This window comes from Porphyromonas sp. COT-290 OH860 (assembly GCF_000768935.1).
In the GTDB taxonomy this organism is placed as follows: Bacteria; Bacteroidota; Bacteroidia; order Bacteroidales; family Porphyromonadaceae; genus Porphyromonas.
Window position 1 is genome coordinate 55,851 of the sequence record NZ_JRAR01000013.1, and the last position, 21,161, is coordinate 77,011.

15 protein-coding genes are annotated in these 21,161 nt (G+C 50.8%); all 15 read right to left on the minus strand.

Annotation, left to right across the window (positions count from 1 at the left end; translation table 11 throughout):
• Positions 1-204: 204 nt before the first annotated feature.
• Complete coding sequence (locus HQ41_RS01945; protein WP_044187161.1) at positions 205-2,487, minus strand: GH92 family glycosyl hydrolase; 2,283 nt, start codon at positions 2,485-2,487, stop codon at positions 205-207.
• An 82-nt stretch (positions 2,488-2,569) separates the two neighbouring features.
• Positions 2,570-3,949 (minus strand): cell division protein FtsZ, encoded by a 1,380-nt coding sequence (gene ftsZ / locus HQ41_RS01950; protein ID WP_081964718.1) that lies wholly within the window; start codon positions 3,947-3,949, stop codon positions 2,570-2,572.
• 33 nt (positions 3,950-3,982) lie between these two features.
• Complete coding sequence (locus HQ41_RS01955; RefSeq protein ID WP_052405231.1) at positions 3,983-5,407, minus strand: cell division protein FtsA; 1,425 nt, start codon at positions 5,405-5,407, stop codon at positions 3,983-3,985.
• Between the two features lie 55 nt (positions 5,408-5,462).
• Positions 5,463-6,242: a cell division protein FtsQ/DivIB gene (locus HQ41_RS01960; RefSeq protein WP_044187164.1), complete on the minus strand. Its 780-nt coding sequence runs from the start codon at positions 6,240-6,242 to the stop codon at positions 5,463-5,465.
• A complete protein-coding gene (murC, locus tag HQ41_RS01965; protein ID WP_044187166.1) occupies positions 6,239-7,621 on the minus strand; it encodes a UDP-N-acetylmuramate--L-alanine ligase in 1,383 nt (460 codons plus the stop codon). The genes HQ41_RS01960 and murC overlap by 4 nt, the downstream gene beginning before the upstream one ends.
• A 367-nt stretch (positions 7,622-7,988) precedes the next feature.
• On the minus strand, positions 7,989-9,242 hold the full coding sequence (locus HQ41_RS01970) for a DUF5103 domain-containing protein (RefSeq protein ID WP_052405232.1): 1,254 nt from the start codon (positions 9,240-9,242) through the stop codon (positions 7,989-7,991).
• Positions 9,243-9,264: 22 nt separating this feature from the next.
• Entirely contained in the window at positions 9,265-9,870 is a 606-nt protein-coding gene (locus HQ41_RS01975) for a riboflavin synthase (protein WP_044187168.1), read from the minus strand.
• 182 nt (positions 9,871-10,052) lie between these two features.
• The gene (locus tag HQ41_RS01980) at positions 10,053-10,979 is read right to left on the minus strand and encodes a hypothetical protein (protein WP_044187171.1); all 927 of its coding nucleotides are present in this window, start codon (positions 10,977-10,979) and stop codon (positions 10,053-10,055) included.
• A 737-nt stretch (positions 10,980-11,716) separates the two neighbouring features.
• Positions 11,717-12,997, minus strand: a complete 1,281-nt coding sequence (gene bioA / locus HQ41_RS09835) for an adenosylmethionine--8-amino-7-oxononanoate transaminase (protein ID WP_044187175.1) — start codon at positions 12,995-12,997, stop codon at positions 11,717-11,719.
• Positions 12,998-13,009: 12 nt separating this feature from the next.
• The gene (gene bioB, locus HQ41_RS09840) at positions 13,010-14,002 is read right to left on the minus strand and encodes a biotin synthase BioB (protein ID WP_044187177.1); all 993 of its coding nucleotides are present in this window, start codon (positions 14,000-14,002) and stop codon (positions 13,010-13,012) included.
• A 222-nt stretch (positions 14,003-14,224) separates the two neighbouring features.
• A complete protein-coding gene (locus HQ41_RS02000) occupies positions 14,225-14,614 on the minus strand; it encodes a hypothetical protein (RefSeq protein WP_152567305.1) in 390 nt (129 codons plus the stop codon).
• Between the two features lie 27 nt (positions 14,615-14,641).
• Positions 14,642-16,174 (minus strand): peptide MFS transporter, encoded by a 1,533-nt coding sequence (locus tag HQ41_RS02005; protein WP_044187182.1) that lies wholly within the window; start codon positions 16,172-16,174, stop codon positions 14,642-14,644.
• Positions 16,175-16,213: 39 nt separating this feature from the next.
• The gene (locus tag HQ41_RS02010) at positions 16,214-17,266 is read right to left on the minus strand and encodes a DUF4831 family protein (RefSeq protein WP_161780571.1); all 1,053 of its coding nucleotides are present in this window, start codon (positions 17,264-17,266) and stop codon (positions 16,214-16,216) included.
• Between the two features lie 342 nt (positions 17,267-17,608).
• A complete protein-coding gene (locus HQ41_RS02015; protein WP_044187188.1) occupies positions 17,609-18,784 on the minus strand; it encodes a DNA/RNA non-specific endonuclease in 1,176 nt (391 codons plus the stop codon).
• A 13-nt stretch (positions 18,785-18,797) separates the two neighbouring features.
• Positions 18,798-21,134 carry a DUF5689 domain-containing protein gene (locus HQ41_RS02020; RefSeq protein WP_044187190.1) on the minus strand — a complete coding sequence of 779 codons (2,337 nt, stop codon included), beginning with the start codon at positions 21,132-21,134 and terminating at the stop codon, positions 18,798-18,800.
• Positions 21,135-21,161 lie beyond the last annotated feature (27 nt).

Sequence of the window (21,161 nt, forward strand, 5' to 3'; positions counted from 1 at the left end):
ATGTAGTAGACGAGAGGTGTTTCCCTCATCATACGAAGTGAATGGTGTGTCATATAAGAGGTAAACGGCTCAGGTGGCTTGTGACATTTGCTCGTGACGAACCTAAAAGGGGCTGTGGCAAAATTTATTTTTGCCACAGCCCCTCTCGTTTTGTCTGCCTATGAGTGCAGGAGCTTACGTTGTGTGCCTAGAGTAAGTTTTGCATTACTTGAGGTCTATCTTGTCGGCAGAGGGTGGAGGCGTCTTGCTGCCCCACTCAGGATTGGGCCTATTGCCCATGACGAACTCGAGTGTCCCGCCATCGGCAATGTCGCTGTGTTTGAACCAAGCCTTGTTTAGAGGCTTGCCGTTGAGCCTAGCACTCTGAATATACTTGTTCTCGGCAGAAACATCTTGGGCTGTGATGACGAAGCGGCGGTCGCCAGAGAGGTGAATAGTTACTTTGGAGAAGAAGGGTGCCCCAATGTTGTAGACTGGCATACCGGGAGTAACTGGATAGAAGCCCATCATAGAGAAGACAACGAAAGCACTTAGGCCTCCTCCGTCTTCATCTCCGGGTACTCCCATCAGATCGTTGCGGAACCAAGAGCCGATGAGTTTGCGTATGGCACGCTGGGTGCGCCATGGTGCACCTGCGTAGTTGTAGAGATAGGGGATATGCATACTTGGTTCATTGCCCATAGAGAACTGTCCCACGTTGCCCGTTTGGTCGGGGATCTGGCTGTAGAATTGCCATTTGCTCATACTCAGAGGTGTGCGGAATGTTTCATCAAGATTGTTGATGAAGTTGGTATTACCACCCATTAGGTGGATCAGATCGGCTGGGTTATGCTTCAGATCCCAACGATAGGTGTAGGCATTGTTCTCATCGTAGTAGTCCCTAACGCCTAAGCCACCAGATAGCTCGTAGTCGAACGGCATGATGAACTTGCCCTTGTCGTCCTTGGGGTGGAAGAAACTTGTCTTGAAGTTGAATAGCTTGCGGTAGTCGTATGACTTGCGTAGATACTCCTTGGCCTCCTCGTCGTGTCCGAGTTGCTTGGCGATCTCGCCGAGAGCCCAGTAGTCGTAGTGGGCAGCAAGTGAAACGGCCACACTCTGCCTCTTCTCCCAGTTGGTCACACGTGGGTCACTTTCCTTCTCTCCGATGCGTAGACCGGGGAAGTAGCCATGCTCGTCCATATACATGGAGAGTGGTCCCTTGGGGATACGAGTCCATGGTAGGAAGCTCTTCTCTGCCATGGTCCGCTTGGCGGCTTCGTAGGCCTTGCCCAGATCGAAGCCCGTCAGTCCCTTGGCGTGTGCATCGGCAAACGAAGCAATCCCATGGTTACCATTCATACGATGAGTATCACCCGTTACTTCTGGGAAAGTGGGGAGCCAACCCTCCTTAGTTTGGTCTGCTACACGCAGGTAGGAGGTGAGCATATGCTGTTGGCGTATGGGATCTATCAGGATACGCAATGGGTGCACCGCTAGATAAGTATCCCAAATCCAGTCATCGGTGTAGAATGGCGTTCCTTCATCTTCGTGGATCTGTCCGTCGGTTGCGCTGTAGTAGTGGCCATCTTCCGAGATATTGATCATGCGCTCGTAGGTGCGGTAGAGAGAGGTGTAGAAAACCGAGCGTTCACTCTCGGTCCCTCCCTCGACTTCTATCTTACCTAGAGCCTTACTCCATTCGTGCCGAGCGGCCTTAGTGACCATATCTATCTCGAAACTCTGGATCTCTCTCAAGACGTTGCGCTTGGCTTGCTCGACGCTGATGAATGAAATGCCGTAGCGCATGTAGAGGGACTGTTGCTTACCATCGAACTCCACTACAACGCTTTCGCCTCGGGCTGTGCTATCGGCGAGGACGAATCGCCCGCTCTGAGCACCACGCACACCCATGCTCCTGGGTTTACGATCAAACTCCATATAGACATAGACACGAGTTGAGTCGCCGATTATTTGGTAGCCCGAGATCGCGTTTGCCTCCGCTGTCAGCTCACCCGAGCGACTGCTCATCATCACCCACTGGCCCTGTTCGGGGGCATCGTAGGTCAGTCGATAGAGCGCACTTTGGTGCGAGGGAGCGAACTCGACTTGTACCTTGGGCTCCAGTAGATAGACACTATAGCTATAAGGCTTGATGCGCTCGGAGTCGTACATATATGTAGCAACTCTTGGGAGAGAGTCCGAGAGAGAGGAGAGCGGGCTGAGGTTGAAAGCACTTTGCTCTCGGTGGTTAGTAACGGCAATCGGTAGCCCTTTGATGACCTCACCTGTGTAGTCCGCTCGCTCTGGGTAGACCCGTAGCATCGAGTTGGGTAGATGTACAGTTGGGTAGGTTGGTACGAGCAGATGACTGATATTGCCCATGTAGGGGTTCACTAGCTCGACTGGAGCAGGCTCATCGCTGCGCACAATACTCGAGGACGAGCAGGCGGAGAGGACGAACCCCAGAGCTAGGGGAGCCATTTTGTAGAGAGTTTTTAGTTTCATCGGCTTAAGTTTATGATCATACGTATAATGAAGTAGCCACAGATCTAGGGTGTATGCTCCTAATCTGTGGCTACAGCTTTGGCTAGTTGAATCCTCGAATCACGTCGGAGTCGCTGGCTATCGGCTTCTCAGGCTCTTCTTGGGGTTGGCTCGAGGAGATGTGTGAGTCGAGTCGTGGTGGAGCGTTGGTTGCGCCACGCTTCTTGCCCTTGCTCGTGCGTTGGCTCTCTAGAGGACGTGCGTCACGCTTGAGCGAGGGTGTTTCTTCAAGGATCGTAAGCATATCGTCGTCGTCTAGCTCATCTGGATCGAGTAGGAATGGCTTCACGTGGTAGCGCTTCTGGCCTATTGGGTCTTTGTCGCCATAGTATTCGGTAATCAGCTTACCCTCCTCTTCTTCTTGGGCGATGATATCTCGTGTGGCGATTGGGTCTACCATATCCAACCCTCCTAGGCTGCGTGCTGTGGTTTCGTAGTTGAATCCCGAGGCAAGGATTGTCACCGCTATTTCGTCTTGTGGCAGATCGGCGTCTTTGACGTACCCCCATATGTTTTCGAAGTCGCTCGCCAGAGTACTCGTAAACTCTCCCATAGCACTCATCTCGCCTGCGGTAAGCGGATTGCCTTTGGGCGAGTAAACGTTGATAAGGATACGCTTGGCGTTGAGTACATTGTTGTTGTTTAGTAGCGGTGAGTAGAGTGCGTCTTGGATCGCTTGCGATAGCCTATTCTCTCCCTTACCATAGCCCGTGTTGATGATGGCTACACCCCCTGCCTTGAGTGTCGTCTGCACGTCTGCGAAGTCAAGGTTGATCTTACCGCTTTGGTTGATCATATCCGAGATACCTCGTGCTGCATTACTTAGCGTTTCGTCTGCTTTGTCGAAAGCATCGTCGATTGAGAGGTCACCGAAGACGTCAATCAGACGTTCGTTGTTCACTACAATCAGTGCATCGACACTCTTTTGCATCTCACGCACCCCTCTTAGAGCTTGCAAAATCTTGCGTCGCCCCTCAAAAACGAAGGGGATTGTCACGATGCCGATAGTCAGGAGCCCAGCTTCCATCGCTATTCGCCCGATTACTGGAGCGGCTCCCGTACCAGTGCCTCCGCCCATACCAGCGGTAATGAAGACCATTTGTGTATCGTCACTGGTGAGTGCTCGGCGGATTTCAGCCTCACTGTCGTGAGCTGCTTCGGCCGCACGCTCGGGCTTGTTGCCCGCGCCCAGTCCTTTGGTGATGTTTGGACCAATCGTGATTTTCTCTACTACGGCGCTATCCTCCAGTGCTTGGCTATCGGTGTTGCAGAGCATGAAGGATACTCCGGGGACCGAACCCGAAACAAACATCTTAGTTACGGCATTGCCACCGCCACCACCTACGCCTACTACTTTGATGAGTTTGCGTACGCTACTGGTACTGTAGTTGAACTGCGTACCGCCTCTTACTTCTTCCATCATATTCTCTAAGTCAGTTTATGTAGGTTCGTAGATTTATTCGTCTTCGTCTGTTCCGTTGAGCTGATTGAGCGTACTGCGGAGTTTATCGCCCCAACGACTGAAGAACCCCTTGACACTCGCTCGCTCTTGTGTGACAGCTGGCTCAAAGTCATCGTCCTGTACACCTTCGTCTGTTGCTGCGAAGGTATAGGTGCTCTCTACAGAGCTGGTGCCCTCGTCTTTCTCTTGCATTGATGCTATCGGCTGGGTGGGTTTGTCTTCACTCTCATCAAAGAGATTCTCAAGGCTATTGTATTCCTGATCGACGCAATCCTCCTTGGCTTGGTAGATCAATCCCAACTCGGTCTGGTAGAGTTTGAGGTCGGCTTCTGCTACCGCCTCGCTGATGAGTTCACGGCGTGCCCTGCCTTGACGTATGGGGAGCTTATCGTCGATATCGAAGAAGTGGTCGATATTCGTCGCTCCACCGCTGATGACTAGCCCAGACTTGATTTGTTCTTCGTAACCAGAGAGCTGAATGATATGCATCACGTTGCTCATGATCTCTGTCATGCGAGCGGAGATATAGCGATTAAGCTCGTATCTATTGAGATGTTTGTCGGGCGAGCCACTTGTACTGATTGCCTTGATGACCTCGTCCTTGGCGATTGATAGATTCATAGAGCCGTATTCCACCTTTAGCCGCTCGGCATCTGCCTCTATTAGGTGTAGGTGCGTGAGGTCTTTGGTCACGTTGATGCCTCCTAGGGGGAGAATGTGTAGGGCAGAGAGTAGACGATTCTCATAGATCGAAATACTCGTACAGCCACCTCCGATATTGATGTAGGCACACCCGAGCATTGTTTCCTCTGGCCTTAGGGTGATTACGGCCTCGGCTTGTGGGGCGATTAGGATTTCGTGGATTTTGAGTCCGAGCTTATTCTCGAAGGTTTCGTGGATATTGGCTACGATACTTCTTCGAGCGATGATAATCTGGAAGTTAGCCTCCAAACGGCTGCAACGTACTCCTTGAGGACTGCCCTCTTGTTTGCCGTCTACATAGTAGCGAGGGTCCGAGATACGTAGGATTTCCATGCCGGGATATTGTGCATCTCTGGCTTGGTCTGCGAGTGTTTGTAGGTGATCGAGGGTAATGATCTCTCCCTCCTCGCTTAGACTGAGTGAGGTATGATAAACTCTCGATTGCATTGAGCGGCACTCAAGTCCTACATAGACGCTTTTGATGATTTCTCGTTCGGGAAGCTTTTGTCCTAGATCGTCTAGGATCTGTCCGATGATCCGAGCAGCCTCGTCTACGTTGTGGATTGCTCCGTGCAGAATGCTTCTGTTGCTGGGCTTACGGCTGATAGCAATGGGGGAGATGCGGCCCCCTGAGAGTTTATGTGCCGCTATCCCCGTGATATATGAGCTGCCGAGATTGATGGCAACGTATGTCTTTTCTTTCTTCTTCGTATTCATTGTCAGATCTGTACTTTCTGTTAATGAGTTATTGTATTTGCGTATTGCTGCCCCATTAGTCGTAGATCTCCTCCGTTTTTTGGGTGGATATCGTTGCTCCATACTCCTTGGCGATGACTTGATCACCGAAGCCAAGTTTGAGATACTCAAAGGTATTCCAGCCTTTGCGTGGGATTACTTCTCTATCGAAGACACGGAGTTTGTCGAGCATCTTCTCCCAATTGGTCCCTTTACCGAGGATAATCCTCGCTCTACCCACACGAGGTGTCAGCACGATGCCGTCCTTTTCGTCTACGTAGATATGTCCGAAGTAATGTCTGAAGTAGTCGTCCTTGCCGACGAGCTCCATCAGGTCGTACAGTTCTCTAGTGGCGTAGGACTTGGAGATGTGCCCTGTGATGACGGGTACGTAGACAGAGTAGCGTGGATTCATCGGGATAATACCTCGGTTGCGTGCGACATAGTAGGTACTATCGGCACTCTGTACGAGGAAGAGGGGTTCCTTCTGTTCTAGTCGTATCTTGAGCTTGCTTGTACTGCGAGAGGTGTACACCTCTGCATTGTGAAACATAGGGTTCTCTCTGAGCTTCATCTCCACTTGGTTGATGTCGATCGAGTCAAAAAGACTGCCCTCGAGGTTGAGCTTCATCTGTGCCAGTTCGCCACGAATGTCGCCCTCGTCCATGAATAGCTGTCTGCCCGGCTCCGTCACGATCTCAATGTCGATGTGCTGGCAACGTGCCTTAGATTTTTCCTCACTCGTGATGCCCAGACTTGCCACGATGATGTAGCCAAGCAGTAGGAGCGCAAGGACGCTCAGGACAATCTTCTTCATATCTTAGACTTTAGTAGGTTGGCTACATCTGGCACAAGGCGGTCGATGTCGCCTGCACCGACCATCAGGATCACATCGGGCAGCTCTTCGAGGTTGCTTAGGTGTGGGAGCAGATCTGCTTTGCTCATAACACTTACGTGCGAGTTTTGCATCAGCTCGGCAATCATGCTAGAGGTTACGCCCGGGATTGGGAGCTCACGAGCGGGGTAAATGTCCAGTAGAATAATTTCGTCCAGTTTATCTAGGCTCTCGGCGAACTCACGATGAAAATCTTGTGTGCGGCTGTAGAGATGTGGTTGGAATATCCCCATGATTTTGCTCTCGGGGTACAAGCCTCGCACGGAGGCGATAGAGGCCTCAAGCTCTACGGGGTGGTGGGCATAGTCGTCGATCAAGACATATTGCTCGCTATCGACGACTCGGTCGAAGCGTCGATGTACGCCTCTGAAGCTCTTGATCCCTTGGCTTAGTTCTTCGAGCGTAGCACCAGAGAGTAAGGCTACCGCCATTGCTGCCACGGCATTCTCCACGTTGATCAATAGAGGAACACCAAGCTCGACAACCAGCGATCCAGCAGGTGTGCCGCCTATCTCGGGATAGTGCCAGCGGAAGAATAGATGTCCGTGCTCCACGCGTATCTCGGAGGCATAGAAGTCTGCGACTTCATTCATCGCATACTGATAGAGGCGAACGCCCTCCTGCAGGCGAGGCGTGAGCGGAATGCCTCGACGCATGACTAGGCAACCCTCGGAGGCTATGAGCGAAGTGAAGTGCTCGAAGCTCTCACGATAGGCCTCGGGTGTGCCATAGATGTCGAGATGATCGGGGTCGGCAGAGGTAATGATCGCCATATACGGACTTAGGCGGTGAAACGAACGGTCAAACTCGTCCGCCTCTACCACGACTAGATCACTGTGCTCGCTTAGGAGCAGATTGGTCTTATAGTTGTTGGAGATACCACCAAGGAAGGCATTGCAACCCACACTACTGCTGTAGAGTAGATGAGCCAGTAGGCTCGAGGTTGTCGTCTTGCCGTGTGTGCCAGCCACACAGAGTCCACGCTCTAGGCGTGTAATTTCGCCGAGGATCTCCGAGCGCTTGAGTACCCGATTGCCTTGAGCTCTGTAGTAGCAAAGCTCTTGATGCGTCGCTGGTACGGCGGGCGTGTAGACTACGAGCGTATCTAGTGCTCTATAGTGCAGGGGAATGAGGTCAATGTCATCACTATAATGAATGTCTATGCCCTCGCTCTCTAGGGTGCGAGTTAGCGGGCTAGGCGTGAGGTCGTAGCCTGCTACTCCATAGCCCTTGCTATGGAAATATCTAGCGATTGCACTCATGCCAATACCACCTATACCGATGAAGTACACATATTTCATAATAAAATCTCTTTTTACAGTCGATATTTTTGTTTGGGTGTCGTATCTAGTGCGATGATGACAAAGGACGTATCCTAGTGCATCTGCATCGCAACTAGCTCTACCCAAACCATTCGTGGCATTGCCTCACGGGTAGTGATTGTGTCACAAATCGCTTACATAGACTGTCTTGGGGTTCGATGAAAACTGAGTTGAGAGTTACTCTCTAGCACAAAGAACAAAGATAGTGCAATTTGGCTCTCAATCTTCACGAAATTAAAATTTTGTGATAAAAGTTCCCCTTATCTCTTTCTTCTCTTTCATAGCGTCCCGGACACGGGGAGTAGGGCTCGTCTTGGTGGGTCTGCAAATTCGTACAGCTCACCTTCTACAGCTCGGCCACAGCGATGAGCCTATCGGCTCTGTCCCTAGGACTTCTTAGGTAGACCAGTACGGTGTAGTCATTGCTCGTCTGGTAGTGGTTCCCCTCGGTTTCGGTTGAGGAGAGGGTTTGAGCACCCTCTGGCAGGTATAGGTATTGATACTCCTGATAGCCCATCTTGAGGAGTATCTCTGCATGGTAGCTACCACTCGCGGCCTCGTATCTCAGGGTACGTTCCTCTAGTGGTAGATGGGCGAAGCACTGTCCCTCTAGTACGATGCGTCCGCTTGTTAGAGGCGGAGCGTAATATGAGAAGTGCACCAGATGATAGTCGGCTTCGACCTCGGGGACGTCTGTCTGGAGGGACCGAACGATGCTACGCCCATTGCGATCCTCCTCGTAGAGGTATGAATCCCTTGCACGCATGCGCTGCGGATATAGACCTAGGGCATGTAATCCATCTTCGACCCAGATGCGATCAATGCCCATACCAGCCCCTCGATCGGTAAGATGCTCGAGCTTGTGATACTCATTGCCTGCGGCGAAGAGAGCTCCTCTATTCATGTCGTAGCGCAGAGTGCCAAGGGTTTGTGACGAGGGTACAGAGAGCTTCTGAGCGTTGTCCCATCGCCCATTTTGTAGAACGACGATCTTGATCTCCTCTTCCGCCCGATTGATTTGTAGCCCTCGGGTACTTACCTCTACATTGACCTGCTGATGTTTGGCACGAGCATCGACCCACGTCTGTGTAGTCTGCTCTGCCTTGACCTCGGTGAGCTGCTCGGTGACGGCGAAAGGGATTGTAGCGACCGGAGTGTCGGGTTCGGAGCTGTCGTAGATCTCCACAATGTAGTTGCCCGAGTGCTTGAATTGAACTTGCTCATTGGGTAGCTCTAGGCTATAGTGTACGTATGGCTGTAGAGTGGATCGACTTGAGGTTGGGTACGGAAGCTCGTTGCCGTCGAACCCAATTAGATATTCGATGGGGCTGAGAGAGGAGATGCTCCAGTCTGCATTGCAGTGTCTGATGCGGTAGGCTAGGATAGGCTCCTCCGACCCGAGTAGGTCGAAGTCGATGCGTAGCCCCTCTCCTTGGCTGTGCATATAGCTAAATCGAGGTGCTAGACCCTTGGGGCTATTGCGCCCTTGAGTCTGTACCTCGATGTAACCTATGCGTTTGCCCTCCTCTTGGGCATGCGTTATCTCCTGAGAACTGGCGAGCACAGCACACCCTAAGAGGATTGATTTGAGTCGAAGCATAGCCAGTCTTTTGAGGGAGGATTTACTTTAGGTAAGCCTGCATCTTGCAGAGATACTTGCCGATGATGTCGAACTCTAGATTGACCACAGTGCCAGCCTCAATGCGGCAGAAGTTGGTGTGGTCGTGCGTGTAGGGGATAATGGCAACTTCAAAGCCATTGAGCGTTGAGTTCACTACCGTTAGGCTAACTCCATTGACGCACACAGAGCCTTTCTCTACAGTCACATATCCCTTGGCTGCCATCTCGGCAGAGGTTTCGTGCTCAAACTTGTAGTACCAGCTCCCATTAGCTTCACGTACCTCTAGGCATACGGCTGTTTGGTCCACATGGCCCTGTACGATGTGCCCATCTAGGCGACCTCCAAGAGTCATACTGCGCTCAAGATTGACTAGGTCGCCGATCTTGAGCAGTCCTAGGTTACTACGCTCTAGGGTTTCTTTGATAGCAGTGACGGTATAGCTCTTGTCCGTCTTGCGTACGACAGTTAGGCACACGCCGTTGTGTGCGATACTTTGGTCAATGCTCAGCTCATCAACAAACGAGCAGGTCATCGTGATGTGCAGGTTGTCGCCCTCTCGTTCTAGTCCCACTACTTGGGCGTACTCTTCTACGATTCCAGAAAACATAAAAAGCCGTTATATTTTGGTTGTGAAATAATCCAATTACATATTACTGACAGCGAAGATACACAACAATCGTCATATCTCCACGTGCCTCTACATACCAACGAGGGTGTATCGCCGTGTAAGCTGTATGGTAAACACTTCGTACACGGTGATACACCCTCGAGATCGTTTGTGATGCTAAGCTATACTCGATGCTCTACCTCTCGGCTGATTACTGTGCCATCTTTGAGAATGAAGATGACCGTAAACTTGGGGTAGTCTTGGGTCAGTGGATAGATTTCGAAGGCACTGCTGAAGATCCAATCCAACACATCCATACCAACATCTGAGATACGCACATCACGAGAGTACCATTTGTTGTACTGTCCCGTGCGGATTACCTCCTTGTAATCTTCGTAGCGAATGCTGAATAGAGGGGAGATATCTACACCGTTATGTGCAATGCGCATATGTCTTAGGTCGTAGGGCATAGGGGTGTGGTCGTGGAAGGCTTCATTACCCTTGACTACCCCATGTAGTCTTGTTAGGGAGTCAAAGCGATGTGCAGCGACTTTGTCGTTGTAGTGAGAGTGTTCATCGCAGAATCTAGGACTTGCCCCATAGGATAGCGTCAGAGGAATGGCTGGCTTATCCTTCCACCACTCAGGGTCACCATCTGTTCTGCAGTCTGCTATGTGAGTCCTCCAGCCTAGTAGGATTCCCTCTGGCTTGCCATAACCCCAAATAATGTATTCACTGATGACCCTGTATTCACCAGTCACTAAGGGTTTTCCTGTTTCCTCGAAGTGTTTTTTCCAGAGCCCCTTCTTGTATGTATAGATCGAGTCTAGCCCGATATTTTTGCTAGGGTCTTTAGGCGTGGGCAGTGGAGGTAGAGCCGCAGAGTCAATGTCAAGAGGTTTTAGCCCTAGGTTCTTGAGGGCGATCAGATCTGCCGTTAGGGGCTTCTCTGGCCCAGTTTGCTTGCCCTTGGGGTTTTGCTTAGACTCTGGTAGCTCAAAGGCCTTACGATTGTCCTCTGGGAGTGGGGGAGATGTCATCTCCCTGTCGCAAGCGACTAAGCAGCAACTTGCGAGGGCTATACCCAGAGCTAGTTTCATCGTCTTCATAGGCGTTCAGTATTGAATGGTTTCAAATAGGTTACATCGGCTTTTTATTGCAAATTGAATCTGCTTAGCCTCTCCTCACAAAGGTAATAGTTTTTGCAGATAATTGGTCAATTAAGCTCCTAAAATATGCGTTGTGCTGGTTCTTCATGTAAGATGTTTGCTGCTCTTTGAGGTTTTGGCTTGCATTCACCAAGATTTATATTCTAGATCAGTTTTCAGAATGTTGGTGGGGAAATAGAGGGGCTACCCAAAAGGAGAGTGTTAAGCCTTTATTTGCCCTCTAGAAGGCTCTAGATTGCGTTTAGATTCATTGGGACCTCTAGTGTTGGCTAAGGAGAAATGTCCTCCTAAAACGGATTTTCTTAATTTGCTAATATAGAGTGGAATATGTTTGTGATTGCTGAGGTTTCGTGCGCTCGTGTGGTCGTTTTTAGATTTTCTTCCCATCAATCCTCTCGGATTGTAGGACATAGCCCAAGCGATTAGCCCACCAATCCTCCAAAATAAGCCCTTCAATTTTGTGAAATCCCTTCGTCTTTCCCCCTAAATTAACCTCTCTCCTCTTCAAATTTGAGGGTTGTTTCTTTACATATCTTAACAGAAAAGTAGAAAGACTTCTACTCCAAATAATAGAGTGTGTATGGAGGTATGTCTTCAGATCTGGCAAAAGGGGCTGTGGACAAAGTTTAATTTTTTGCCACAGCCCCTTCCGCCTCTTGGATTATGGGTTCGTTCCCCTATTGGGCTTGCAGTGCAGAGATGAGCCCCGAGGTAAGCTGACTAAGCTCGTCGGACCTGATGATGAAGGGAGGCATCAGATAGGCCAATCGCCCGAATGGGCGTACCCAGATACCTTGCTCCACCAACTTAGCTTGTAGCGAAGCCATATCGACAGGCGCCTTCATCTCAACCACTCCGATAGCTCCCAGTACCCGGACGTCGGCAACCGATGCCAGACCTCGGGCTGGTGCGAGCTCTGCCCTAAGCTGCTCCTCTATTTGAGCGACCCGCTCCTGCCAAGGGCTCTCCATCAGCAAGCGGATACTCTCGGTGGCCACGGCGCAGGCAAGTGGATTGCCCATAAAGGTAGGCCCATGCATAAAGCAGCGAGCCTCGCCCGAGCAAATGGTATCTGCGATAGCCTTCGTGGTGATACTCGCCGAGAGGGTCATATATCCGCCAGTGAGTGCCTTGCCGATGCACATGATATCTGGGACGACGCCAGCATACTCCCCAGCAAAGAGCTTGCCCGTACGCCCAAATCCTGTGGCAATCTCATCAAAAATTAGCAGTACTCCAGCCTCCCGGCACAGCGCTTGAGCCCTACGTAGGTACTCGGGGTGGTAGAAGTACATACCCCCAGCCCCCTGTACAATAGGCTCTAGCACTAGGGCGGCAAGCTCCGCTCCATACTGCTCAATGAGCTGCTCCAACGGCTCAAGATCGCTCTCCTGCCACTCCTCACCAAACCTAGAGATAGGTCTAGGCAAGAAGTGCTGCCGAGGGAGAGAACCCGAGAATAGGCTGTGCATTCCCGTTATGGGGTCACAGACACTCATTGCATGCCAAGTGTCGCCATGGTAGCCTCCTGCTAGAGTGGCAAAGCGAAAGCGCTGCCGCTCTCCTCTAGCAGCTTGGTACTGAATGGCCATCTTGAGTGCCACCTCTACAGCTACAGAGCCAGAGTCTGCTAGGAAGAGGCAGTCTAGACCCTTGGGCAAGATCTTGAGAAGTTCGTCTGCCAATTCTCCAGCTGAGTCGTGGGTTAGTCCACCGAACATAATATGGCTCATACGTTCGCTCTGTTGGCGCAGAGCTTCGTTGAGCCGTGGGTGATTGTATCCGTGTACAGCTGCCCACCAGCTACTCATGCCATCGACGAGTCTGCGCCCGTCTTTGAGCGTAATATACACGCCATCGGCGCGCTCTACCGGGTAGACGGGTAGTGGATCGATCGTGGAGGTATAGGGATGCCACAGATGTCGTCGGTCTATGGCCAGTAGCTTCTCTGTATTCATAGCTCTAGGGTTTTAGTAGTCGTAGCTGACCTCCCAGTCTACAGTCCTATTCTCTAGCCCACACTCCTCGATCATCGCCATATCGTCTTTGGCTTGCTGCCCGATCGTGGTCAGCAGATCGCCAGTGATAGCAGAGTTGATACCAATATAGATGGCTCGTCGCTGCATCTCGGGGCTAAGCTGTGCACGGCCGCCCGAGAAGCGGAGGAAAGCACGAGGATTGACAAGGCGGAAAATCGCAATGGCCGTGAGGATCTCCTCCTCACTCAGAGGTGTAGCCTCGGCAAGTGGCGTCCCCGTGATAGGCTGGAGGATATTGACCGGGATACTCATCGCATCAATGCTCTTGAGGTAGAAGGCTAACTCCACACGCTGCTCTGCACTCTCGCCCATACCGATGATGCCACCGCTACAGATGCGCATGCCGACACGCCTAGCTGCTGCGAGCGTTTCCTCCTTGTCTTTTTGGCTGTGCGTGGTACATAGCTCGGCGAAGTAGCTCGGGGCAGTCTCCATATTGCAGTGGTAGGTCGTCACGCCACTATCGAAGAGTTTCTTGAGCTGATGCTCATAGAGCAAGCCAAGTGAGGCGCAGCACTTGAGTGTTGGGTTGGCCTTTTTGATGGCTCGATAGCTAATCGAGATCATGTCGATCTCCTTGTCGGTCTGTCTGCGACCACTGGCCACGAGGGAGAAGCGTCCGATGCCTTGCTTGTGGTTGTAGGTAGCTTGTGCCACACAGACACTGGGGCTGACGAGGCTATATCTCTCGGCCGAGGTCGCATAGTGTCCGCTCTGGGCGCACCACTTGCAGTCCTCTGGGCAGTTGCCGCTCTTGGCGTTGATGATCGAGCAGGTATCGAAGGCATTACCCATGAAGTGTCTGGTGACCTCGTGGGCTGCTTCGTAGAGCTCCTCTTTATTGGGGGTAGTGAGCAGAGCCAGTGCTTCGTCTTGGCTAATAGCTCCGCCAGAGAGAATACGTTCCTTAATTTCTGAAATCATATTTAAGTGATAAATGAATAAAAAGATGGTGTGTCACAGAATACGCAATCCTTGCATATACTTAAACACCCAAAAAGGCGATGTGCCGTAATGTACAAACTGCTCTGTTACTTGCGATATTTGCTCCGCACGGACTTCGTCGTCGGCTTCGGTCACATACTTTAAGTATGCTCTCGTCAGACTCAGTCTTAGCGCCTTGCATTTTGTACATTCTGGGATACCTTAAAAGGGGCTGCGCCAAAATTCAATTTTGACACAGCCCCCTTTACTATATGTTATATACGCATCATCTATCATAGAGATAGACGATGCGCTATGTTGGTTGTTGCTCAGGCCAAGGGCTGGCGTGTACAAGGCTTGCCAGTTATATACGGTAGTATAGAAGAGCGGCTCCTCGTCCTCACCCTCGTGCTTTGCTTGATAGGACACCTCACCTCTCGCCTCACTCTCTACGGCTAGGGTACGGCTCTTGCGAGCAAGGCTATCTAGTACACTACTAGATAGACGCCCAATCATGACAGCAGTGCCAAGAGAATGAAAGACAGCCGCCCGGCTTCGGCTCCATCTGCGGAACCAAAGTCGGGCGACCGATAGACGAAGAGGCTGATGCATCTCTGTCGTTTGATTTTTGTCTAGGTGTTACTTAGCTACACGTTCGAGCCACTTCACCATGCCAAGCATCACGAACATAGAGAAGGCGCATGCACCTGCGAAGCATACCCAAACCATCCAGATAGGTAGGCTATTGTATAGGATCATACCCACGAATAGCAGGGAGTTGCCAGCGGCAGTAGCACAGAGCCATAGACCCTGCATGATACCCTGCAAGTGAGGAGGTGCTACCTTGGACACGAATGAGATACCCATAGGAGAGATGAACAGCTCGGCGATCGTTAGGATTAGGTAGGTCAGTACCATGAGCCAAGGAGATAGCTTCATCGCCGCATCTAGACCACCCGTGGCAGCTAGCTCGGAGGCAGCTGGCATCGTCATAGAGGCTACTGCCATAACTACGAAGGCTAGGGTAGCGATGAGCATACCGATCACGATCTTCTTGGGTGTAGAGGGCTCGAGGTTACGCTTGTTGAGGAAACTGAATAGCCAAATCACAAATGGAGTGAGGAACACCACGAAGAATGGATTAACCGACTGGAATACCTCTACGCCCTCAATCACTGTGAAGCCAAGGTCTAGACGTAGACTAGAGAGGTTGATGTAGTCCTTGGCGAACTGTGTGAGCGAAACACCATTCTGGTGGAAAGACATCCAGAAGAAGATTACCACGCCAAACACGGCACATAGGGCTAGGATACGCTGACGGATTTCGCTAGCGGCCATCGTTACCTCCTGACGTGTTGCAGTCGTAGCGGCCTGCTGTACAGACGCCTTCTTTTGGTCTGCTGGGAATTGCTTTTGGTTGAAGATGTAGATCACCAGAGAGATGAGCATAGCACCTACGGCAGCCCAGAACGCATAGTGATATCCCGTGTTGAAGATATCGAGATACTGCTGAGCGAAGGCTGAAGCATCGGTCATCGTGCCATTGGAGGCCTGCATGGCAAGCTGCTCGAAGCGCGTCATCTGCTCCGCAGTGGCAGTGTTGTCTAGCACCTTGTGGCAGAGCTCTGGTAGGGTAGCGTCATAAGCCACACCATTGGCTTTGAGCCACCAGCCACGGATACCCACAGCGAATAGGGGGGCGAAAATAGCTCCTACGTTGATGAACATATAGAAAAGGCTGAACCCAGAGTCACGCATGTGGCGATACTCATCAGTATCGTACATGCGGCCTACGAGTGCTTGTAGGTTACCCTTGAATAGACCATTGCCAAATGAGATCAGAGCGAGAGCTCCGTATGTGATCCATAGCCATGTTTCGTTGGTGCCACCGGGTACGCCGAGCAGTAGATAGCCCGAAGTCATGATCAACAAACCAACGAAGATCGTGCCCTTATAGTTCTTCAGAGAGTCTGCGATGATCCCTCCTACTAGAGCCAAGATATACACAGAGGCATAGAAGATAGAGTACACAACGCCTGCCCTCTCTCCGCTAAGCCCGAACTTAGACTGTAGGAAGAGCAGCAGAACGCCCATCATAATGTAGAATCCGAAGCGCTCGCCCATATTGGCTAGTGCTGCCCCGATCAAACCTTTAGGGTGATTTTTGAACATAGGTGATAGTTGTTAGAAAGTTATTATTGGGTTTATTTATTACTCATTGACGATGCGCTCTAGGGCACCAGTATTGGGGTCAAAATAGACGGCTGTAATGCCAGCGTCCTTGACGTTGAACATTTTCTTGCTCAGCACTTGCACTCCACCAACTTGAGTGATAGGGACGGATTGTCTAGCTAGGGGTCTGCCAGAGTAATCAACAGTCGCTATGCCAGCACCCGGCACGTTGTAGGTAATGCCCTCTAGCTTCTCATGTTTTTTACGGTCTTTGTTGTTTAGCTCTGGTGCTCGCTCTGTGATCTGTAAACTAAAAAGCACGGGATAGCCCTCTCGTGCCATAGCATCGAGTACCCCCTCTGCCTCCGAGAAGCGACACAAGATACGGCCGTTCATATCCTCGGACTCTGGGGTTATCTCCCAGCGATGCTGCGTGTAGCGCTCAGTTGTATCCCCTGCGAATAGGCGTAGGGTGCGCTTCTCCTCCGTGCGTAGCTTGTCAAGGATCAAGCGCATGGATTCTCCGTCCTTGGGCATACTCTCTACCTCTCCGGTGACGATGCTCATAGCGGCCTCACGCACCTCGTACAGATATGCAGCAGCTAGCTCTGCTTGTTTGGCCTCCGAGGTCGCTAGGCTATACTCTCGTGGCAGAGCTGGTAGTGCCCTATCGGGGAGTGTAGGCGTGGGGAGCTGTGTCTTAGCCTCTAGTTTAGGCTCTTCTCGTCCATTGATGTTGTAGATGAGATTGTTTTGCCCCAGAGAAACGAAGGGGGCGATAGTACGTTTGTCAAAAGCTATGAGGTACTGCTTCTCAGTGTCGGCTACACCATAGGTGCGTATCTGCACATCAGTGATCTCGTATTGCCTCTCTGCTCGATTGGGCATAGGCACCCCGAGATACTTCTCCGCCCAAATGGCATATACGCCCGGTGTATATATACGCTCGCGTACAGTGGCGATCACCTCTAGCTGTGTGCGTGGTAGGCGGTAGACAACTCCATAGTCGGTGTCCGCCGTCGCATTGTAGCGCCTAACTTCGGTTTGGGCTTGAAGTGACGCACTCCAACCAACCAACATTGCGGTACACATCGATATGTATCGTATAGACATACTTCTATTGACAAAGTGATTTACTTAGGGACAAAGCTAAAAAAAATAAATGTATTTGTGGGCATTTATGCGGCCATATAGAAGGCTAATAGACCGGCTTGAATAGGCTTGAACATACACTCCTCAAGCATTTTTGTTTTACGACGTCAAGTATAAGCCTTGGAGCCCGAGGTTAGTCGAGAGGCAGGAGAAGTTTAATGTAGGGTGATACCCAAGCCTCGGAGCATGTAGGCCTTGCCCGAGGACAAGATCAAATAATAAAAGGAGGATCGCCGTCTGGCGTCCTCCTTTTATCCATTCTTGCAATATACGTGAGCTTGTCTACAGTCTAGGCCAGAGTATGGTAGAGGGTACCTGCATCTCTACTTGCTCCTCAATAGTGTTGGGCAGGTTGTGGAAGAAGTCTAGTCCAGTCTTTTCTTCCAGTTCACGGATCTTGATAGCCTTACCTAAGTGACGAGTATTATCTGGGTGGGCTTTGTGCTCTACCCAGAAGGCGATACCTTGGTAGTCACTCCCTCTTTGGGCTACGACTGCCATCCAGTAGTATTGGGGGATTACCATTGTGCCCTTTAGGCGACGTCCCTCTATGAGATTGTCCGATATAGTTCCTCCTTTAGCTACGTATAGGACATCACGGAAATTGTTATCTCGTCCCCAGCTTCTAATGAGGTCTTCGAGTTTGGCCCAATACTTTTGGTTTAGAGGACCTCTCTGTGGGCTCATATTGGTGTAGTAGAAAGTCTGTACATTCGCCTCTCTGCTGTGTACTCTATCTTCCGAAGCCACGAGATGTCCACGATCGAAGCCGCTCCCTCTGAAGAAGTCACTTGTATCGAACTGGCTGGGTACTTTAGGATCCCAGTCCCATTCGTCCGATCGCTTGGTTACTTTCTTGGAGTTGTTCTTGTCGAAGGTGAATGCAACCCAGCGGGAGTGTCGTCGCTCGGTATCGTACTCAAGAGAGTAATTGACCGAACCATCTTTGAGGTAGTGCGTGATGAAGTAGTTGTGCACTCCTCCAGCTAGACGAGGTAGCTCAATGAGATTGAGATCGCCTAGTATATGTTCGTCCTTGGGGGCAGGTTCGGGATCGGGCTGTGGGCTTGGCTTGTGCTGCCCCTGCTGAATAATTTGGAAGCTATCTGTGCTATTGCCGATGCGAGCTTTGAGGACGACGCTACGCTCTTCGCCTAGGTTTTCTTTGATCTTCACGATAATAGCCTGATTCCCTTTGCCCTCCATTGCATCAAGTGTGATCCAGCTAGAGGAGATACTCGGCTCTTTCTCGATGCGCCAAGCTCCATTGCTCTCTACCTGCAAGAAGAATGTCTTACTCGAATGGTTGAGTAGCTTGACTTTGGCGTGAGAGTCGGAAGTGCTTAGAGAAACCTTGAGCGTAATTTCGGGCTCTCCACGATTACTGCCGATACAGCCCGTGAGGACTAAAGCAAGTAGCAGGGCTATACACCCTGCTACTGAATTGAATTGCTTCATTGTCTATGCTTGATTAGCGTTTGCCTAGGGTCGTTATATCATCTTTGGGGAGCACGACCCATTCGTCAGGAGTGTAGGTTGCGTTAGGCTTATTGATGTCGGCCTTGCGATGTAGTGTTATATCCTTGCCTGCTCCATTAGAGCCATTTAGCCAAACCTCTCCCCACGTACCGATTACGTCAATCATCGTATCTCCCTTGAAGAGTGCTACGTTATCATTGCCGTTGAAGTTCAATGCTTCCTGATCTTGGGTTACATCACCCTTGTAGGCGTTTGCCCTAGGGTTGGCAAATACGAGTGTCTGCTTGGCTTCTAGCTTGCCCGTGAGTGCCGTTTTCTTGATGCCCGACTTTTTAGCCCCCTCCTTGCCATCTTTGCCGTAGTTATCCATTTGCAGGCTGTAGCCTCCTTCCTTTAGGTCGATAGCTTTATCCGTAGGGTTGTAGATCTGGATATACTTATTGCTGCCTCCACCCTCTACATAAGTGATGATCATTAGATCAGCGCCATTGGGTGTTGGCTTGGGGTCTGGCGTTGGGTCTGGCTTGGGGGTTTCGCCGAAGCGAGGAGAAGTCAGAGCCATATCAGCCTTAGTTCTTGGCCAGAGAGTATATTGGCATACGCCATCTTTGTTGATGTTTTTGCTTAGGATACCAACGATAGAGCCGCTACCGGAGGGGCGTGTGTCGCCCTTGAATGGAGCGTAAGCCGAGATACCTAGAGAGAAGGTAACCTTACCTGTGATTGCAGGGTCGGTGTCAAGAGGTAGATATGCCGTCTTTTTCGTGTCGTCGTTGAGGACGCCGTTGGTGTCTTTGAGCTGAGTCTTGCTGATTTTCACGAGGATATTCTCCACTTTCTGAGCTTGTAGCTGCTCTACGGTTAGCTCAGCAGGTGTCATAGCTTTGGTCTGACCAGTTGCGGAGATCTTATTGCCCGTTAGTGCATCGGCTACATCTGTGAAGTCAACTTGTAGAGAGCCGTTGTATCTCTTCACAGTAGCGCCATGAGCGAGTACTTTGAGCTCCGCATCCTTGGCGAACTGTGGCTTGCTACCCTTGGGGAGGCGGAGCGTGATACCAAGATTACCTTCTTGCACGATGAGGTTGAGCAGGCTCTGCATATTGTTGCCCTCAAAGTCGTTGAGCAGAGCTACAGTGAGCTCTACGGCTTCCTCCACCTTAGCATCGGCTCCAGTGTCATATTTCTTGATGAAGTTTTCAAGACTCATCTTGACTGTTTCTCCGGGCTGTGGCTCGGGAATGCTCCCTTCTTGGCAACGATCCTCTGTCATCTGCATATCGGCTAGGTTGCGAGGAGCAATGTTGTAGAAACGGATTTGCGTCTTGTCGTTTTTGTCCTTAGTAAGTTGTAGGACTCCAGTGATGCTACCACGCTTCTCTGGGATAGCTTCTGAGCCAAACTTAGCATTCTTGAAGACCGTCACGCTTACCTTGTTCTTGCCCTCTGGGGTAGGTTGGCAGTCCGTAATCTGATGGTTAGTTGTCTTAGAGTCTTTGACAAGAGTACCATCTGTGTTGATGAACTGCACACCCGATACCTGCACGAGAATATTGTCGTACTTGCCTTCGTAGATCTGAGCGATCGTCAGAGCCTTAGGTTCTAGCGTGCGTGTTTCTCCTTTTCGCTCTAGGCTGGCTTCATTAGGCAAGGTGAGCTGTAGAGAAACACCATTGAAATACGCTAACTTAGCCCCCTTGGCCTTGATGCGCACTACCTCTCCGGGCTTTAGATCACGTACTTCGTCTTTTAGGATCACGGGGATACCGACTTCGCCTGCTTGTACTACAATGAGTTTACTGAATGGCTGATTAGCTTGAGCGACATCGGTAAGTACCACAGCTTCGAAGAAGACATCATCATTGATGCTGGGGATATCTGTCCCCTTGTCGTAGGTTTTTAGGAACTCGGAGAGAGGCATACCCTCGAGCTGAGGATCGTCGGAGCCGTCCATACCTGCTTGTTTGATTTTGATGCCCTGAGTCTTCGTCCCAGCCTTGACGAGTAGCTGTCCTAGACGAGCGCCAGAAGTATTGGGTAGCACCTTTACTGTAATGGTGTGCGAGCCGGATGCTCCCTCCTTGGGACTCACATCTATCCAAGAACTAGAGTTGGAGATACTCCACTTACGATTGGTTTGTAGGGTAAAGTTGGCAGAGCCGCCGTCCTTGTTGTATTCTATAGTTTCGTTCTTGACTCCCTCCACGGTTAGCTTGGGAGTTTGGTAGGCATCGTCGTTGTCCTTACAAGAGGCGAACATGCTACCCAAAGCTAGCACTCCAGCCAATAGATGGAGTGAGCGCATACGGATGTTACCTAAGATTTTCATTGAATATTGAATGATTGATTATGGACA

Bases quoted from the DNA above. Each gene is read 5' to 3' on its own strand.
- HQ41_RS01945 (WP_044187161.1), bottom strand. From the start codon at position 2,487: ATGAAACTAAAAACTCTCTACAAAATGGCTCCCCTAGCTCTGGGGTTC.
- ftsZ (WP_081964718.1), bottom strand. From the start codon at position 3,949: ATGATGGAAGAAGTAAGAGGCGGTACGCAGTTCAACTACAGTACCAGT.
- HQ41_RS01955 (WP_052405231.1), bottom strand. From the start codon at position 5,407: ATGAATACGAAGAAGAAAGAAAAGACATACGTTGCCATCAATCTCGGC.
- HQ41_RS01960 (WP_044187164.1), bottom strand. From the start codon at position 6,242: ATGAAGAAGATTGTCCTGAGCGTCCTTGCGCTCCTACTGCTTGGCTAC.
- murC (WP_044187166.1), bottom strand. From the start codon at position 7,621: ATGAAATATGTGTACTTCATCGGTATAGGTGGTATTGGCATGAGTGCA.
- HQ41_RS01970 (WP_052405232.1), bottom strand. From the start codon at position 9,242: ATGCTTCGACTCAAATCAATCCTCTTAGGGTGTGCTGTGCTCGCCAGT.
- HQ41_RS01975 (WP_044187168.1), bottom strand. From the start codon at position 9,870: ATGTTTTCTGGAATCGTAGAAGAGTACGCCCAAGTAGTGGGACTAGAA.
- HQ41_RS01980 (WP_044187171.1), bottom strand. From the start codon at position 10,979: ATGAAGACGATGAAACTAGCTCTGGGTATAGCCCTCGCAAGTTGCTGC.
- bioA (WP_044187175.1), bottom strand. From the start codon at position 12,997: ATGAATACAGAGAAGCTACTGGCCATAGACCGACGACATCTGTGGCAT.
- bioB (WP_044187177.1), bottom strand. From the start codon at position 14,002: ATGATTTCAGAAATTAAGGAACGTATTCTCTCTGGCGGAGCTATTAGC.
- HQ41_RS02000 (WP_152567305.1), bottom strand. From the start codon at position 14,614: ATGCATCAGCCTCTTCGTCTATCGGTCGCCCGACTTTGGTTCCGCAGA.
- HQ41_RS02005 (WP_044187182.1), bottom strand. From the start codon at position 16,174: ATGTTCAAAAATCACCCTAAAGGTTTGATCGGGGCAGCACTAGCCAAT.
- HQ41_RS02010 (WP_161780571.1), bottom strand. From the start codon at position 17,266: ATGTGTACCGCAATGTTGGTTGGTTGGAGTGCGTCACTTCAAGCCCAA.
- HQ41_RS02015 (WP_044187188.1), bottom strand. From the start codon at position 18,784: ATGAAGCAATTCAATTCAGTAGCAGGGTGTATAGCCCTGCTACTTGCT.
- HQ41_RS02020 (WP_044187190.1), bottom strand. From the start codon at position 21,134: ATGAAAATCTTAGGTAACATCCGTATGCGCTCACTCCATCTATTGGCT.